This is a genomic window from Streptomyces sp. NPDC037083 (genome assembly GCF_055606485.1).
The window spans coordinates 177,481-192,981 of record NZ_JBVJSQ010000013.1; the positions used below are offsets into that span (position 1 = coordinate 177,481).

The following is a 15,501-nucleotide window of genomic DNA, read 5'->3' on the forward strand; positions in this document are numbered from 1 at the left end:
CCCCTCGCCTTTTCCGGCGCCCCCGAGGAAGGACCTTCGATGACCACCGACGACACCCAGGACACTCCCCCGGTCCGGCTGCGCTGCGACGGCGCCGTGGACGCGGAGACCCTGGCCTACGCCCGCACGAAGATCGACGCCGTCGTGCGCAGGCCGGGCCTGCCCACCGTCACCGGCGAGGTGCACATCGTGCGAGCGGCCGCCCACCACGCCGGCCACCCGTGGTCGGCCACGGCCGATCTGCGCGTCGGCGGCCGTGAGGTGGTCGCGCTGGCCGAGGAGGCGACGGCCACGGAGACGGTCGACCGGCTCCAGGACCGGCTGCGCCGCCAGACCGACAGGGCGGCCCGGGCCGGGCAGGACGGCCGGCGGACCACGGCCCCGCCGTGGCGCGGCGGAAGCGGGCAGGCGCAGGCGCACCCCGCCGCAGGACCCCGATCCCGGTAGAGCGACGAGCACGAGGAGTTGTGCGATGGCGAAGGCATATCTGGTGGGCAGCGGAATCGCGGCACTGGCCGCGGCGACGTTCCTGATCCGCGACGGCGGCTTCGAGGGGTCCGACATCCACCTCTTCGAGGAACAGCGCACCCTCGGCGGCAGCCTGGACGCGGGCGGCACGCCGGACGCCGGCTACACCATGCGGGGCGGACGCATGCTCGAGGCCGAGTTCCGCTGCACCTACGACCTGCTGTCCGGCATCCCCACCCTCGACGACCCGGCCGTCTCCGTGACCGAGGAGATCCTGGCCGGACACGAGGCCTTCGCCTGGGACGACATCGCCCGGCTCGTCGACGGGGACGGCAGGATCGTCGACACGGCCTCGATGGGCTTCTCCGAACGCGACCGGCTCGAACTGGTCCGCTGCCTGGCCACCCCCGAGGGGCACCTGGACGGCAGGCGCATCACCGACTGCTTCGGCGAGCACTTCTTCACCACGGCCTTCTGGTTCATGTGGTGCACCACGTTCGCCTTCCAGCCCTGGCACAGCGCGATCGAGTTCCGCCGCTACCTGCGGCGCTTCATCCACCTGTTCCCCGAGTTCGCCTCCATGTCGGGCATCCACCGGACCCGCTACAACCAGTACGACTCGATCGTCCGGCCCCTGGTCGCCTGGCTGCGCCGGCACGGCGTCACCGTGCACACCGGCTGCCGCGTGACCGACCTCGGCTTCGCCCCGGGCATCGGCAGCGGCACGGTCGAGACCCTCTACCTCAGCCGGCACGGCCGGGACGAGAAGGTCGCCGTCGCGCCCGAGGACCTGGTCCTCGTCACCAACGGTTCCATGACCGACGCCTCCAGCCTCGGCTCGCACACCTCCGCGCCTGCGCCGGCCCCGCAGCGCTCGGACGCCTGGCTGCTGTGGCACCGGCTGGCCCGCGGCCGCGAGGACTTCGGCGACCCGGGGGTCTTCGACAAGCACGTCAAGGAGTCCCGCTGGGAGTCGTTCACGGTCACCACGAAGGACCCCGTCTTTCTGAAGGCGCTGGAGGAGTTCAGCGGCCGCCCGGCCGGCAAGGGCGGCCTGATGACCTTCACCGCGTCCAACTGGCTGCTCACCATCGTCGCCAACCGCCAGCCCGTCTACCGCGACCAGCCCGAGGACGTCGGGGTCTGGTGGGGCTACGGGCTGTTCCCGGGCCGGGCGGGCAACCAGACGCCCAAGCCGATGACCCTGTGCACGGGCCGCGAGATCCTCGAAGAGGTCCTGCACCACCTCCCCTTCGACGAGGAGACGGTCGCCCGGACCCTGGAGAGCTCCACCGTGGTGCCGTGCGTGATGCCGTACATCACCAGCCAGTTCCTGGCCCGCCGCCGCGACGACCGGCCCCGTGTGGTCCCGGCGGGGTCGGTGAACCTCGCCTTCATCGGGCAGTTCGCCGAGGTGCCGGACGACGTCGTCTTCACCGTCGAGTACTCCGTGCGCACCGCCTGGACGGCGGTGGCGCAGCTCCTCGGGCTCGACAAGCGGCCGCCGGAGGTCTACAAGGGCCACCACGACCCCCACGTCCTGGCAGCCGCGCTGGAGACCATGCACCGTCGGCAGGGCACCGCGCCGGTGGGCCGTCCGGCCCATGACGAGGGACCATCGGCACCTGTGGGAACGGCGTGACCCGAGGGACAGTGAAGACAGGAGCGGCACCGATCCCCCCGCGGTGTCGCTCCGTCGCGGACGGGCCCGTGTCCGTCCGCAGACGCACCAAGTGGCATGCGGAACGGCCCTTCGTCGAAGGGCCGTTCCGCAGTGACAGGAGGAAAGTCCCGCCCTTGAGGACGTGGTGACGGGACGTCAGGACGGAAGGTGCACGCCGTACAGAGTGCGCCCACCGACGAGTTCGCGTCCGGTGACCAGCTCGGGGTCGATGCGCACGAAGACCTCCTGCGGCGCCGGCGCCCAGGAGCGCGGCCCGGTCCTCAGCAGCCGCGCGTGCTCGACGGGGTCGGTCACGAGGGCGGCCGCTCCCATGACCACGACGCTCCAGCCGGAGTGGGCGGCGGTGTCCACCTCGTCGGCCTCGAAGGCGACCACGGCCCCGTCGATCGCGCTCACCAGTTCCGAGGAGGCCGAGGTGCGCACGAGCACCGCGCTGTCGTGGTCGAGGAGGAAGTTGACCGGCAGGACGGCGGGCAACGCCTGTCGTGTGTACACGATGCGCCCCACGGGCGCCCGGACCAGCAGGCCCAGGCACTCCTGCCGGTCGAGTTCGCGGAATCCGTCGTTGGCGTACATGTGCTGTCTCGTCTCTCACCTGGCGAAGCGGGGGGCATGGGTCGGTCCTCGGGCGGCGAGGGCCGCCGAGCCAGGGACCACGAGTCCTGGCTGCCCGAGAAAAGATCCTGTTCAAGCCACGATGCGGCGTCCCGTGACGGAATACGGATCGATGCGCACCCACAGGTCGCGTCGGCCGCCGGCCCATGGCGCGCTGCGCACCTGCCGTGCGAGCCGGTGCTCCTCGCCGACGTCCGTCACCGTGCGCGCGTATCCGCGCGCCAGCACGCTCCAGCCCTGGCTGAAGGCGTCGTCGATGCGGTCGATCTCGAAGGCGACCAGGCAGCCGGACGCGAGCGAGGGCGTCGCGCCGCGGGCGGTCCTGAAGACGATCGTGTCGTCGACGACGCTGTAGTTGACGGGGACGATCAACGGCCCGAGCGCGGTGGGCACCGCGAGCCGTCCGACGCCGTGCGTCGACAGCAGCTCGGTGCACTCGGCCCTGCTCAGCTCGGTGAACTCGGGTGCCCGCCCGGCCCGTTCGCGACCGGGCGGCAGCTCGGTGTCGCCCCCGGTCAGCGCCGAGACGGTGGTCTGCAGTACGGCCGCCAGCGCGAGCAGTGCGCCGCGGCCGGGCGCGGCCTCGGGGTGCTGCTCCAGGTGTGACACATAGCTGGGGGCCATGCCCGCTCGGGCGGCCGTCTCCTCCCGGGTCAGCCCGAGTTGAACGCGGCGTGCGGCGAGCCGGCGCCCCAGGTCGCCCGAGGGCGGGCCTTCCGCCACGTTCGCCTGTCTCTGTTCGGCCATGGCCCCTCACGTCCTTCGTCGTTCATGTCGCCAGCAGGGCGACCTCGTCGTGCGACGGCCCGCCGAGCACCACCTTGAGGGCGCCGGTGTCGGCGGCGCGGGCGAAGACGTCGTACGCCTCCTCCATGCGCTCCAGCGGGAAGGTGTGGGTGACCAGCTGCCCGGTGGGCAGTCGGCCGGCGGCGGCCATGCGCAGCAGGGTGGGCGTGGAGTGGGTGTCCACCAGGCCGGTGGTGATGGTCACGTTCTTGATCCACAGGTCTTCGAGGTGCAGCGTCGCGGGCTTGCCGTGGACGCCGATGTTGGCCACGCGGCCGCCGGGGCGCACCATGCGCGTGCACAGCTCGAAGCTCTCCGGCACGCCGACCGCCTCGATGACCACGTCCGCGCCGAGACCGTCGGTGAGATCGGCGATCAGAGCCTCGGGGTCCTCGCGGGCGTCGGCCACGGCGTCGGCTCCGAGCCGCTTGGCGGCTTCCAGTCGGGACGCCGCCAGGTCGACGGCGATGATCCGCTCCGGCGAGAACAGGCGCGCCGTGGCGATGGCCGCGAGCCCGATGGGGCCGGCCCCGACGACGGCGACGGTGTCGCCCGGACGTACGTGCCCGTTGAGGACGCCCACCTCGTAGGAGGTCGGGAAGATGTCCGCCAGCAGGACGGCGTCCTTGCTCTCGATCGCGCCGGGCAGGGCGTGCACGGACAGGTCGGCGTAGGGAACGCGGACGTAGTCGGCCTGGGTGCCGTCGATCAGATGGCCGAGGATCCAGCCTCCGCCGCCGCGGCACTGGCCGTAGCTGCTCTCGCGGCAGTAGCGGCAGCGTCCGCAGGCGCTGATGCAGGAGACCAGCACCCGGTCGCCCGGGCGTACGGTCCGCACGTCGCTGCCGACCTCGACGATCTCGCCGACGGCCTCGTGCCCCAGGACCGTGCCCGGGCGCACCTCGGGGACGTCGCCCTTGAGAATGTGCAGGTCCGTGCCGCAGATCGTGACGGCGTCGACCCTCACGACGGCGTCGGTGGGCTCTTTGAGAGCCGGGTCCGGGACGTCCTCCCAGGCGGACTGCCCGGGGCCGTGGAAGACGAAGCCTTTCATGATGTTCCTCCCCATCCTTTCGGGTACCGGGAGTGCCCCACACATCCAGCTTGTCCGCTTGTCGTCCGCTCCGCTTGGGCCGTCCGGCCCCAACGCCGTCCGGACGGTCCCCGCCGCCGGTGCGGTGGTGCACGCGGGATGCGCACGGGTGCCGGGCGGCCCGCCCGAACAGGGACCGAACGGCCCTTTCGGGCACCCGGGCGACCCCGGTTTTCTTTCCTCATGGCCGCAGACCACGCGCAGTCCACGCCGTACCGCACCCACCGCACGGCGGGGGGCACGGTCGTCACGGCGCTGCAGGGGGAGATCGACCTCCTGGCGAGGCACGGTCTCGCGGCGCACCTGGACGCGCTGACCGCCGGTCCGCGTCCCGACCTGGTCATCGATCTGCGGGACGTGTCCTTCATCGACTGCGCCGGACTGGGCGTGCTCTGCCGGGCGCGCAGGCGCGCGCGGGCCGCGCACGGCCGGCTGCGGCTGGTCACGGACAGCGCGCTGTTCCTGCGGATGCTCCGTGGCACGGGCCTGGCCGGCGTCTTCGACCTGCACGCCCGATGGCCCGAGGACCTCGCCGGGGCGTCGGTACGTCGATCGCGGTCTGCCGCCGATCCCGGCCCGGGGTGCTGAACGGCCCTTTCCGGCCGCGGAGTCGGGGCCCGTGCGGCCCTGCGGCGGCGGCTGGACGGCCCATGCCGCGGCCGCGTCCCGGCTGCCACCGTCGGAAGGGTCACGGCGACGACGTGGAGGTGCGGACCGATGCCCGGTGGCGTGTACGCGAAGAAGTGGTGGTGGCGGTGGCGCGACAACCCGCTGCGGCGACGCGACGACGTCGTCGAGGCGTGGATCGTGCTCGCCGTGTGGGCGGTCGTCGTCGTGGGCGGCACCGCAGCCGGGCTGGTGACCGCGCATGCGGCCGACGAGGTGTTCGCGGGGCAGCGGGCCGAGCGGCAGTCCGTCCGGGCCGTGCTCCTGGACGACGTCCCGCACAGCGCCACCGCGATCGGTGGAACCTCGGACCGGCGGTCGTCCACTGTGCGCTGGACGGCGGCAGACGGCTCGACCCGCACCGGACGGACCCTGGTGGACGCCGGCCTGAGGGCCGGAGCCGCGGTCGTCGTCTGGCAGGACGGCCACGGCCGGCTCACCACCGCGCCGCCGACCTCCACCGAGGCCGCGATCGAGTCGGGCGTTCTGGGCGCCGCGGCCGCGGCCGGTCTCGCCGGCCTGGTGTTCGGCGCCGGAGCGGTCGCACGGTGGCGGCTCGACCGGCGCCGCGTCGACGAGTGGGGCAGGGAATGGGACCAGGTGGGGCCGCGGTGGGGCCACAAGACCGGCTGAAGGCCTCACGAACCCGATCCGGGCCCCAGACGCCAGGCTCCGGGCTCCGGGCTCCGGGCTCCGGGCCGCGGAAGGGCTCCGGGTTGAAGCAACGGCCTGGAGCCCTTCCGCGCACCCTGGGCGCCCTTGGCGCGGGTAGGGCCTCGTCCCCCGGTTCATCCCCGGGGGACGAGGCCCGACCCGAACAGGCCGGAAGCCTCCTCTGCTCCCTTCCTCGCCTTCTTCCTACACGTGCGCGAGGGCATCGGCGACGGAGCCCGCCCAGGTCTCGATCACTCCGAAGTCCCGGAAGTCGCCGCCCTTGCCGGAGCGGAGGATCATCCCCGCGATCCGCCCCTTGGCGCCTTCCTCCAGGCGTCCTCCGAACGTGACGTGGCCTTGGACGTCCAGCCGGTTCATGGCCCGCTGCACGCCCCGCACGGGCGGGATGTCCCGCTCGGAGGCGGAGGCGTCGAGCGGCCCGCTGCTGAAGAACCACACCGGGCGCTCCGCGAGCACGGCGCGGTGCCGGCGGACGAACCGCCGCGCGTCCTTGTGCCAGCGCCCCGCGTAGAGGCCGCCGCCGACCACGACGGCGTCGTACCGTGCCACGTCCGTCACGGACCGGGCCGGACGCGCCTCGACGGTCAGGCCGCTCTTGCGCAGCACGTCGGCCACGGCTTCGGCGATCTCCGCCGTGGATCCGTTGGTCGTTCCGTAGGTGACCAACACGGTGTCGGTCATGGGGGTTCGCCTCCTCTCACAGCCGGCGCAGCCAGTCGTCGGCCACGCCGTGCACCGCCCGCGCCTGTTCCTCGGCGCGCAGGTGGGCGTCGTCCAGCCGGTAAGTGAGCTTGCCGACCACGTCGACCACGCCGTCGATCCTGCGGGTCATGGCCACGGCGATCTCGGTGTCGCTCTTGCGTTCCATGTGTCCGGTGAGCGTGACCACGCCCTCGGTCACGGAGACCTCAACGCCGCGCGGCGGCAGCCACAGGGCGCGCACCAGGACTTCCTGGATCACCTCGTCGCGGATCTCCTGGTCCGGCCGCAGGAAGACCTGGAGGAGGTCGCGGCGGGTGACGATCCCGACGAGCCGGTCCTCCTCGTCGAGGACGGGCAGCCGTTCCACGTGGCGCCGGGCCATGATGCGGGCGGCCTGCGCGATGGTGTCGTCGGCGTGCACGGTGACGGGCGGCCGGGTCATCAGCTCACCGGCGGTGCGGGCCGTGCCCTTCGCGGTCTGCCGTTTGGCGCCGGGCGTCAGACCGGCGATCCTCGCGGGCTTCCTGGACCCGTACGGGTCGGGGGCGGTCGCCTGGTGCATCATCAGGTCCGTCTCGGACAGGACGCCGACGACCCTGTCGTCCTCGTCCACCACCGGCAGTCCGCTGATGCGGTGGGTCGCCAGCAGCCGGGCCACCTCCTTGAACGGTGTGCCCTGCCCGGCGCGGACGACGTCCGCGGTCATCACGGAGCCGACCTTGTCGTGCCTCATGGCCGTTCCCTCCTCAGCGCAGCCGGCGCAGATACGGGTCCTGGGGGCGGCGAGGCAGCAGGCGTATCCGCGCGTCGAGCACGGTGACGCCGCCCGGCGTCGCCAGGACGGGGTTGAAGTCGGCCTCGGCGAGCTGCGGCAGGTCCGCCGCCATCCGGGACAGCCGCAGCAGCAGCCGTTCCAGTTCCCCGAGGTCGACGGGGGTGGTTCCGTTCGCGCCCAGCAGCAGCGGAGCGCACCTCGGCGAGGTGATCAGCTCGTGGACGTCGCGGTCGGTGAGTGGGGCCAGGCGTGCTGCGTGATCGGCCAGCACTTCGGTGGCCGTGCCGCCGAGCCCGAACAGGACGAGCGGACCGAAGACCTCGTCCTGGACGACGCCCGCGAACAGCTCGGTGCCGCGGGCGGCCAGGGGTTGCAGGACCACGCCGGTCATGAGCCCCGCGAAGCGGGACTCCAGGTCGCGGAAGGCGGCCCGCACCTGGGCGTCGCCCCGCAGGTCGAGATGGACGGCGCGCTGCTGGGACTTGTGCAGCAGTCCCGGCCAGTGGGCCTTCATGACCACCCGGCCGTCGAAGCCGCGCATCCGGTCGGCGGCGAGCACGGCGTCGTCCTCGGTCTCCGCCCACGCCCAGGGGATCTGCGGGATGCCGTAGCAGGCCAGCAGGTCGGCGCAGGTCCGCGGGTCGAGCCAGCCGCCGTCGGGGAACACGGCCAGGTGGCCGGCCACGACGGTGCGCGCCCGCTCGGTCTCGACGTCGTCGAGACCCGGGACGACGCCGGCGGGCCGGGCGAGCCAGGCCGCGCGCTCGGCGGCGTGCGCCAACGCGCGGGCCGCCGCCTGCGGTTCGGCGTACGAGGGAACCGTGCCGCCGTCCGCGGCGGGCAGCAGCCGCACGGACCCGTCCTGCTCCGGACGTACGGCGATCACGGGCCGCGCCCGCCGGCCGGGGGCCGCGGTCACGGCCCGCACCAGGTCGTCGCCGGTGGCCGTGGCGACCGCCGTCGGCACGAGGGCCACGACGACGGCGTCGACGCCCGGGCACCGGGTCAGGCGGTCGACGCACTCCGTGAGCTGTTCCTCGGACACGGCCGCGGTGGCGTCGACCGGGTTGCCGACGGCGGCGCCCTCCGGCAGCACGCCGAGCAGTTCGTCGATCGTCGTGGGGGTGAACGGGGGAAGGGCCAGTCCCGCCTCCGCGCAGGCGTCGGCGGCCAGCACACCGGCTCCGCCCGCGTTGGTGACGATCGCGACGCGCCTGCCCTCCGGCAGTGGCTGGGAGTGCAACAGGGCCGCTGTTTCGAGAAGCTCGCCGACCGACCGGGTCGCGGTGATGCCGGCCTGGGTGAACAGCGCGCCGCGGGTCATGGTGGGGGTGGCGGCGGCCGCGGTGTGCGAGGCGGCCGCCCTGCGTCCCGCCTGCGTGCGTCCGGCGTCGACGGTGAGCACGGGGATGCGGCGGGTCACCCGCCGGGCGGTGCGGGAGAAGGCGCGCGGGTTGCCGAAGGACTCCAGGTGCAGCAGTGCGAGGTCGGTGCGGCCGTCGCTCTCCCACCACTGGAGCATGTCGTTGCCGCTGACGTCGTACTTGTCGCCGAGGGAGACGAACGAGGAGACCCCGACGCCCAGCCGGGACAACCCGTCGAGCAGGGCGATGCCGACCCCGCCGGACTGTACGGCGACTCCGGCCGTCCCGGGGCGGGGGTGATCCGCGGCGAAGGTCGCGTCGAGGTTCAGCTCCGGCTCGGTGTTGCTCACTCCGAGGCAGTTGGGGCCGACGAGGCGCATGCCGTAGGCGCGGCACGTGGTCAGCAGGGCCTGCGCCTGGGTGTGGTCGAGGCCGGCGGTGACGACGACGAGGGCGCGCACCCCCGCCCTGCCGCACTCGTCGGCGACGGCCGCGACGGCGGCGGCAGGCACGGCCACGATCGCCAGGTCGGGCCTCTTCGGCAGCGCCGCCACCGAGGGGAAGGACGGCACGCCGAGCACCGAGGCGGCACGGGGGTTCACGGCGAAGAGGCGGCGGGTGAAGCCGCCCGAGTGCAGATGGTGCAGTACGGCCCGGCCCACCGATCCCGGGGTGCGTCCGGCGCCCACCACGGCGACCACCGACGGCCGCAGCAGCGGCAGCAGGCTGGCCACGTCGGCGGCGCGGCCCCGGGCCTCGACGGCCGACAGGTAGGTGTCGTCCTGGTCGAGGTGGACGGTGCAGCGCACCTCGGGCCCCTCGAAGCGGCGTGAGGTGCGCAGGCCGAGGTCGGCGAAGAGGCGGAGCACCTCGTGGTTCTCGCTGGGCGCGTCGGCGGTGAAGGTGGTGATGCCCTCCGCGCGCGCGGCCGAGACCAGGTGCTCGACGAGCAAGGTGCCCACGCCCCGGTGGTGCAGGCCGTCGGCCACCGCGATGGAGATCTCCGCACGGTCCGTCCCCCCGGCGTTCTTCTCCCCGCCGTTCCCGTCCCCGTCGCGGCCGCCCCTGGCGCCGGCGGCCTCGTCGCGGCCGTTCGCCTTCCCGCCGGTGTCGTACTCGGCGAGGCCGATCACCCGGCCGTCCACCTCGGCCAGCAGGGCCCGGTAGCCGGGGCGCGGCGGGGCACAGGCCCGGTCGGCCGCCATGGCGGCCGAGCGCCGGCTCACCGCGAAGAAGCGCAGACGGAGGTTGTCCGGCGACATCTCCTCGTAGAAGCCCTCCAGCTGTTCACGGTCACCCGGCCGCACGGGGCGTATGCACACGGTGGTGCCGTCCGCGAGCAGCGCGTGGACCGTGGGCCGGTCGAGCAGGTCGTCCGTCATCGCAGGTCTCCTCCATCGCTTTCGCTCCTTCGATCGTCCGACGCGGCGGCGGAGCGGCCCATGGGCTGTCCGGGGCCGCCCAGGGGCCGGTCGGCCCACCCGCCGCCGCCGACCGGCCCCGCTGCACGCTCAGGCGTCCCAGGTCCAGTCGGCGACCTCGGGCAGGTCCGTTCCGTGCTCGCGGATCCACGCCTGATGGCGGGTGCGGGCGTCGGCCATCTGCCCGCGCACGGCTGCGGCCCGCACGGCGAGGCCGGGCACGCGGTCGATGACGTCCATGACGAGCCGGTAGCGGTCGAGGTCGTTGCGGACGACCATGTCGAACGGCGTGGTCGTGGTGCCGGACTCCTTGTAGCCGCGCACATGCAGGTTCCGGTGGCCGGTGCGCCGGTAGGCGAGCCGGTGGATCAGCCAGGGGTAGCCGTGGTAGGCGAAGACGACCGGCTTGTCGGTCGTGAACAGCCCGTCGTACTCGAAGTCGCTCATGCCGTGCGGGTGTTCCTCGCGTGGCATGAGGCGGGTCATGTCGACCACGTTGACCACGCGGACGGCGAGGTCGGGCAGGTGCCGGCGCAGCAGTTGCGCGGCGGCCAGCACCTCCTGGGTGGGCACGTCGCCGGCGCAGGCCAGGACGACGTCGGGCTCGCCGCCGTTCTCCGTGCCGGCCCACTCCCAGATGCCGGCGCCGCGTGCGCAGTGGGCCCGGGCCTGTTCCAGGGACAGCCAGTCGAAGCAGGGCTGCTTCCCGGCCACGACGACATTGACGCAGTGCCGGCTGCGCAGTGCGTGGTCCGCCACCGACAGCAGGGTGTTGGCGTCCGGCGGGAGATAGACGCGCACGACGTCCGGGCTCTTGTTCAGAACGTGGTCGACGAAGCCGGGGTCCTGGTGGGAGAAGCCGTTGTGGTCCTGACGCCACACGTGCGAGGTCAGCAGGTAGTTGAGGGAGGCGATGGGCGGCCGCCACGTCAACGCCCGTGACGTCTTGAGCCACTTGATGTGCTGGTTGACCATCGAGTCGACGATGTGGACGAACGCCTCGTAGCAGGAGAACAGTCCGTGACGTCCCGTCAGGAGATAGCCCTCCAGCCAGCCCTGGCAGGTGTGCTCCGACAGGATCTCCATCACCCGGCCGTGATGCTCCAGGTGTTCGTCGACCGGAAGGTACTCGGCCTGCCAGGCCTTGCCGCTGACGTCGTAGACCGCCTGGAGGCGGTTGGACGCGGTCTCGTCCGGGCCGACGACGCGGAAGTCGCGGCGGGCGCCGGTGTCCTTCATCACGCGGGCCAGGAGGTCGCCGAGGACGCGGGTGGGCTCGTGCAGCGTCGTGCCGGGTTTGTCGACCGGCACGGCGAACTCGTCCAGGGACGCGACGGGCAGGTCGCGCACGAGCAGTCCGCCGTTGGCGTGCGGGCCGGAGCCGAGCCGCCTGGCCCCGTCGGGGACGCAGGCGAGGACGTCGTCCGCGGGGCGGCCGTCGGGTCCGAAGAGTTCCCGCGGCCGGTACGAGCGCAGCCAGGCCTCCAGCCGGCGCAGGTGGGCGGGGTTCTCACGGACGCCGGCCAGCGGGACCTGGTGGGCTCGCCAGGTGCCCTCGACGGGCTCTCCGTCCACCTCGGCGGGACCGGTCCAGCCCTTCGGGGTGCGCAGCACGATCACCGGCCAGTGCACACGCTCGCTGACGCCGTCCTCGCGTGCGGACTGCTGCATCACGGCGATGCGGTCCAGCGCGTCGTCCATCGCCGCCGCCATGGCCCGGTGCACCTGGAGCGGGTCGTCGCCGCTCACGTGGATCGGCTCGTGGCCGTACCCCCGCAGCAGCTCGTCGAGCTCGGCCTGCGGGATCCGGGACAGCACGGTCGGGTTGGCGATCTTGTAGCCGTTGAGGTGCAGGATCGGCAGGACCGCGCCGTCGTGGACGGGGTCGAGGAACTTGTTGGAGTGCCAGGAGGCGGCCAGCGGTCCGGTCTCCGCCTCGCCGTCGCCGATCACACAGGCGACCAGCAGGTCCGGGTTGTCGAACGCGGCGCCGTAGGCGTGGGACAGCGAGTAGCCGAGTTCGCCGCCCTCATGGATCGAGCCGGGCGTCTCCGGAGCGACGTGGCTGGGCACTCCGCCCGGGAAGGAGAACTGCCGGAACAGCCGGGCCATGCCCTCCCCGTCCCGGGGCACGTCCGGGTAGGTGTCGCTGTAGCTGCCCTCCAGCCAGGAGTTCGCCAGGACCGCCGGACCCCCGTGGCCCGGCCCCCACACGCACAGCGCGTCGAGACCGCGTGCCTTGATCACCCGGTTGAGGTGGGTGTACACGAGGTTGAGCCCGGGCGAGGTGCCCCAGTGGCCGAGCAGCCTCGGCTTGATGTGCTCCGGCCGCAGGGGCTCGGTCAGCAGCGGGTTGGACATCAGGTAGATCTGTCCGGCGGCCAGATAGTTGGCGGCCCGCCAGTGCGCGTCCAGGGTGCGCAGCTCGTCGTCGGTCAGTACGGTGGCGTCCTGGTGTTCGACCTTGGACATGGGTGGGAACTCCGGAAGTCGTCGGCGTAGGGATCATCGGGCGGTGGAGGCGGCGTGTCCGACAAGAAGGCGGCGAGGCTGCCGCGCAAGGCGTACGAGAAGGAACTGCTCCGCCTGCAGACGGAACTGGTGAAGCTGCAGGAGTGGGTGCGGGCGTCGGGCGCCCGGCTGGTCGTCGTCTTCGAGGGACGGGACGCTGCCGGCAAGGGCGGCACGATCAAGCGGGTCGCCGAGCACCTCAACCCGCGTGTGGCGCGGATCGCGGCGCTTCCCAAGCCGACCGAGCGCGAGCGCACCCAGTGGTACTTCCAGCGCTACGTGGAGCATCTGCCGGCGGCCGGGGAGATCGTGCTGTTCGACCGGTCCTGGTACAACCGCGCCGGGGTCGAGCACGTCATGGGCTTCTGCACCAAGGAGGAGCACCAGCTCTTCCTCCGCCAGTGCCCGATCTTCGAACGCATGCTGGTCGAGGACGGGGTGCTGCTGCGCAAGTACTGGTTCTCGGTGAGCGACACCGAGCAGCAGGAGCGCTTCCGGCGCCGGATGGAGGACCCGGTGCGGCGGTGGAAGCTGTCGCCGATGGACCTGGAGTCGATCACCCACTGGGAGGCCTACTCCCGGGCCAAGGACGAGATGATGGTGCACACCGACGTCTCCGAGGCGCCCTGGTACGTCGTCGAGAGCGACGACAAGCGCCGGGCACGGCTGAACATGATCGCCCACCTGCTGTCGTCCGTGCCGTACCACGAGGTGCCGCCGGCCGTGCTGGAGCTCCCGGAGCGGCCGGCCTCGACCGGCTACCAGCGCACGCCGCGGGATCTGCAGACCTACGTCCCCGACCACGCGGCGCGCCTCTGAGCGGCCGGCCATGTCGGTCACACCCGCTCGGGCACGACCGCGACGGCGCAGGCGGCGTGGTGCAGCACCGCGTGGGCGACGCGCCCCAGCTGGAGGCCGAGGTGTCCGGGGTTGCGCCGGGCGCCGACGACCAGCAGGTCGGCCTCGTGGGAAGCGGCCGTCAGGACCCTGCGGGCGGGGCCCTCGACCGTGCGCCGGCGCAGGTCCACCTCCGGGGGTACGTCCGTCAGCGCCTTGGCCAGGACGTCGTCGGCGTGCTGCTCGTGCAGCCGGGCGGGCTCGCCGGTGAGCAGGGGGTGGTCGGCGCTCTCGTGCGCGGGGCACCGCCAGGCCCGTACGGCGTCCAGGGCCGCGTGGCGCAGCTTCGCCTCCTGGACGGCGAAGCGCAGGGCGGCGGAGTCCGTCCCCCGGTCGCCGACGCCCACCACGACGCGACCGCGCCCGCCCACCCCGACGTGGCTGTCGTTGCCGCCGCGGAGCACGATCACCGGGCAGTCGGCGTGCGCGGCGACGGTCAGGCTGACCGACCCGAGCAGCGTCTCGGCCAGGCCGCCGCGACCGCGGGTGCCGAGCACCAGCGCGGCGGCGTCGCCCCCCTCGCGGACGAGCGCGTACTCGGGCTCCTCCGGCACCACCTCCGTGGAGACGTCGACGCCGGCCTGGCGCCGACGGGCCCGCTGCGCGGCGGTGCGCACGACGTCCTCGGCCGTGACCTGCCCGGCCGGCCTGCCCAGCTCCTGCGCGAGCGCGGCGCCCTCGTAGCGCTCCCAGAGGGAGGCGTACACCAGCCGCAGCGGCGCCCCGTGCAGGGCGGCCTCGTCGGCCGCCCAGTCGACGGCCCGCAGGCTGGGTTCGGAGCCGTCCACGCCGACGACGATCGGGAGGGTCATCGTCCTCACCGTCCCGCGTCGAGGTCGAAGACGATCCGGGCCTTGACCTCGCCGCGCAGCACCTCGTCGATGCAGTCGTTGACGGAGGCGAGGGGGCGGGCCTCGTAGACGACCCTGGTGCGGCCGGCCGCGTGCAGCTGGAAGACCTCGGCGAGGTCCTGCCGGGTCCCGACGATCGAGCCGATCACGGAGGTGCCGTTCAGGACGGTGTCGAAGACGGGCACGCGGACCGTGCCGTGCGCCGGCAGGGCCACCATGACCAGCTTGCCGCCGCGCCGCAGACCGGAGTTGACGGCCTCGAAGGCCGCGTCGTTCACCGCGAGGGCGATGGCGGCGTGGGCGCCGCCGTGCCGCCTGAGCACCTCGCCGACGTCCTCCTTGCGGGCGTCGACAATGATGTCCGCGCCGAGGTCGGCGGCCAGCCGGAGCTTCTCGTCGGTGACGTCGATCGCGGCGACGGTGGCGCCGGCGATCTTCGCGTACTGCACGGCGAGGTGACCGAGGCCGCCGACGCCGGAGATCGCCACGAGCTGCGTGGGCCTGACGTCGGCGACCTTGAGCGCCTTGTACGTCGTGACGCCCGCGCAGGTCAGCGGGGCGGCCTCGAGGGCTGTGATGCCGTCGGGCACGGGCTGGGCGAAGTCGGCCCAGGCGAGCATCTTCTCGGCGTAGCCGCCGTCGCAGCCGTAGCCGGTGTTGATCTGCTGCTCGCACAGCGTCTCCCAGCCGGACAGGCAGTGCTCGCACCGCCCGCACGCCCTGCCGAGCCACGGCACGGCGACCCGCTGGCCGACGGTCAGGTGGGTGACGCCCTCGCCGAGGGCCTCGACCAGGCCCACGCCCTCGTGTCCGGGGACGAACGGCGGGTTCGGCTTGACCGGCCAGTCGCCGTGGGCGGCGTGGATGTCGGTGTGGCACAGCCCGGACGCCTCGACCCGGACGCGGACCTGGCCGGGGCCGGGCTCCGGGTCGGGGCGCTCCTCGATGACCAGGGGCTCGCCGAACGCTCGTACGACCGCTGCCTTCATGGTT

At 73.2% G+C, this 15,501-nt stretch carries 13 protein-coding genes and 1 pseudogene; 5 read left to right on the forward strand and 9 right to left on the reverse strand.

The genetic code is table 11. The features are described from left to right. Positions 1–39: 39 nt before the first annotated feature. Both ACZ7DE_RS30680 and ACZ7DE_RS30685 read left to right on the forward strand, forming a co-directional pair. The gene (locus ACZ7DE_RS30680) at positions 40–447 is read left to right on the forward strand and encodes a hypothetical protein (RefSeq protein WP_470766833.1); all 408 of its coding nucleotides are present in this window, start codon (positions 40–42) and stop codon (positions 445–447) included. A 22-nt stretch (positions 448–469) separates the two neighbouring features. Next, positions 470–2,110: pseudogene (locus ACZ7DE_RS30685) on the forward strand (oleate hydratase); the annotation flags it as partial. 177 nt (positions 2,111–2,287) lie between these two features. On the opposite strand, the gene ACZ7DE_RS30690 reads toward ACZ7DE_RS30685, so the two are convergent. The 3 genes from ACZ7DE_RS30690 to ACZ7DE_RS30700 all read right to left on the reverse strand — a co-directional run bounded on the left by ACZ7DE_RS30690 (position 2,288) and on the right by ACZ7DE_RS30700 (position 4,607). Then, positions 2,288–2,728, reverse strand: coding sequence for a pyridoxamine 5'-phosphate oxidase family protein (locus tag ACZ7DE_RS30690; protein WP_470766835.1), 441 nt, complete (start codon positions 2,726–2,728; stop codon positions 2,288–2,290). A 111-nt stretch (positions 2,729–2,839) separates the two neighbouring features. Next, complete coding sequence (locus ACZ7DE_RS30695; protein ID WP_470766837.1) at positions 2,840–3,514, reverse strand: helix-turn-helix domain-containing protein; 675 nt, start codon at positions 3,512–3,514, stop codon at positions 2,840–2,842. A gap of 22 nt (positions 3,515–3,536) precedes the next feature. Beyond that, a complete protein-coding gene (locus tag ACZ7DE_RS30700; RefSeq protein ID WP_470766839.1) occupies positions 3,537–4,607 on the reverse strand; it encodes a zinc-dependent alcohol dehydrogenase family protein in 1,071 nt (356 codons plus the stop codon). A gap of 222 nt (positions 4,608–4,829) precedes the next feature. Here ACZ7DE_RS30700 and ACZ7DE_RS30705 point away from each other — a divergent pair, with 222 nt between their 5' ends. Both ACZ7DE_RS30705 and ACZ7DE_RS30710 read left to right on the forward strand, forming a co-directional pair. Next, positions 4,830–5,234 carry an STAS domain-containing protein gene (locus tag ACZ7DE_RS30705; protein WP_470766841.1) on the forward strand — a complete coding sequence of 135 codons (405 nt, stop codon included), beginning with the start codon at positions 4,830–4,832 and terminating at the stop codon, positions 5,232–5,234. Positions 5,235–5,363: 129 nt separating this feature from the next. Then, on the forward strand, positions 5,364–5,945 hold the full coding sequence (locus tag ACZ7DE_RS30710) for an Rv1733c family protein (protein WP_470766843.1): 582 nt from the start codon (positions 5,364–5,366) through the stop codon (positions 5,943–5,945). 225 nt (positions 5,946–6,170) lie between these two features. On the opposite strand, the gene ACZ7DE_RS30715 is transcribed toward ACZ7DE_RS30710, so the two are convergent. The 4 genes from ACZ7DE_RS30715 to ACZ7DE_RS30730 all read right to left on the reverse strand — a co-directional run bounded on the left by ACZ7DE_RS30715 (position 6,171) and on the right by ACZ7DE_RS30730 (position 12,721). Next, positions 6,171–6,668 (reverse strand): flavodoxin domain-containing protein, encoded by a 498-nt coding sequence (locus ACZ7DE_RS30715; RefSeq protein ID WP_470766845.1) that lies wholly within the window; start codon positions 6,666–6,668, stop codon positions 6,171–6,173. 16 nt (positions 6,669–6,684) lie between these two features. After that, complete coding sequence (locus ACZ7DE_RS30720) at positions 6,685–7,422, reverse strand: CBS domain-containing protein (protein ID WP_470766847.1); 738 nt, start codon at positions 7,420–7,422, stop codon at positions 6,685–6,687. Between the two features lie 13 nt (positions 7,423–7,435). Then, positions 7,436–10,210 carry a bifunctional acetate--CoA ligase family protein/GNAT family N-acetyltransferase gene (locus ACZ7DE_RS30725; RefSeq protein WP_470766849.1) on the reverse strand — a complete coding sequence of 925 codons (2,775 nt, stop codon included), beginning with the start codon at positions 10,208–10,210 and terminating at the stop codon, positions 7,436–7,438. 129 nt (positions 10,211–10,339) lie between these two features. Then, positions 10,340–12,721 carry a phosphoketolase family protein gene (locus tag ACZ7DE_RS30730; RefSeq protein WP_470766851.1) on the reverse strand — a complete coding sequence of 794 codons (2,382 nt, stop codon included), beginning with the start codon at positions 12,719–12,721 and terminating at the stop codon, positions 10,340–10,342. Positions 12,722–12,775: 54 nt separating this feature from the next. Here ACZ7DE_RS30730 and ppk2 point away from each other — a divergent pair, with 54 nt between their 5' ends. Continuing rightward, on the forward strand, positions 12,776–13,579 hold the full coding sequence (ppk2, locus tag ACZ7DE_RS30735; protein WP_470766853.1) for a polyphosphate kinase 2: 804 nt from the start codon (positions 12,776–12,778) through the stop codon (positions 13,577–13,579). Positions 13,580–13,596: 17 nt separating this feature from the next. On the opposite strand, the gene ACZ7DE_RS30740 is transcribed toward ppk2, so the two are convergent. Both ACZ7DE_RS30740 and ACZ7DE_RS30745 read right to left on the reverse strand, forming a co-directional pair. Beyond that, complete coding sequence (locus ACZ7DE_RS30740) at positions 13,597–14,469, reverse strand: universal stress protein (protein WP_470766855.1); 873 nt, start codon at positions 14,467–14,469, stop codon at positions 13,597–13,599. A gap of 5 nt (positions 14,470–14,474) precedes the next feature. Further along, entirely contained in the window at positions 14,475–15,497 is a 1,023-nt protein-coding gene (locus ACZ7DE_RS30745; RefSeq protein ID WP_470766857.1) for a zinc-dependent alcohol dehydrogenase, read from the reverse strand. Positions 15,498–15,501: the final 4 nt, after the last annotated feature.

Bases quoted from the DNA above. Each gene is read 5' to 3' on its own strand.
- ACZ7DE_RS30680 (WP_470766833.1), top strand. From the start codon at position 40: ATGACCACCGACGACACCCAGGACACTCCCCCGGTCCGGCTGCGCTGC.
- ACZ7DE_RS30690 (WP_470766835.1), bottom strand. From the start codon at position 2,728: ATGTACGCCAACGACGGATTCCGCGAACTCGACCGGCAGGAGTGCCTG.
- ACZ7DE_RS30695 (WP_470766837.1), bottom strand. From the start codon at position 3,514: ATGGCCGAACAGAGACAGGCGAACGTGGCGGAAGGCCCGCCCTCGGGC.
- ACZ7DE_RS30700 (WP_470766839.1), bottom strand. From the start codon at position 4,607: ATGAAAGGCTTCGTCTTCCACGGCCCCGGGCAGTCCGCCTGGGAGGAC.
- ACZ7DE_RS30705 (WP_470766841.1), top strand. From the start codon at position 4,830: ATGGCCGCAGACCACGCGCAGTCCACGCCGTACCGCACCCACCGCACG.
- ACZ7DE_RS30710 (WP_470766843.1), top strand. From the start codon at position 5,364: ATGCCCGGTGGCGTGTACGCGAAGAAGTGGTGGTGGCGGTGGCGCGAC.
- ACZ7DE_RS30715 (WP_470766845.1), bottom strand. From the start codon at position 6,668: ATGACCGACACCGTGTTGGTCACCTACGGAACGACCAACGGATCCACG.
- ACZ7DE_RS30720 (WP_470766847.1), bottom strand. From the start codon at position 7,422: ATGAGGCACGACAAGGTCGGCTCCGTGATGACCGCGGACGTCGTCCGC.
- ACZ7DE_RS30725 (WP_470766849.1), bottom strand. From the start codon at position 10,210: ATGACGGACGACCTGCTCGACCGGCCCACGGTCCACGCGCTGCTCGCG.
- ACZ7DE_RS30730 (WP_470766851.1), bottom strand. From the start codon at position 12,721: ATGTCCAAGGTCGAACACCAGGACGCCACCGTACTGACCGACGACGAG.
- ACZ7DE_RS30740 (WP_470766855.1), bottom strand. From the start codon at position 14,469: ATGACCCTCCCGATCGTCGTCGGCGTGGACGGCTCCGAACCCAGCCTG.
- ACZ7DE_RS30745 (WP_470766857.1), bottom strand. From the start codon at position 15,497: ATGAAGGCAGCGGTCGTACGAGCGTTCGGCGAGCCCCTGGTCATCGAG.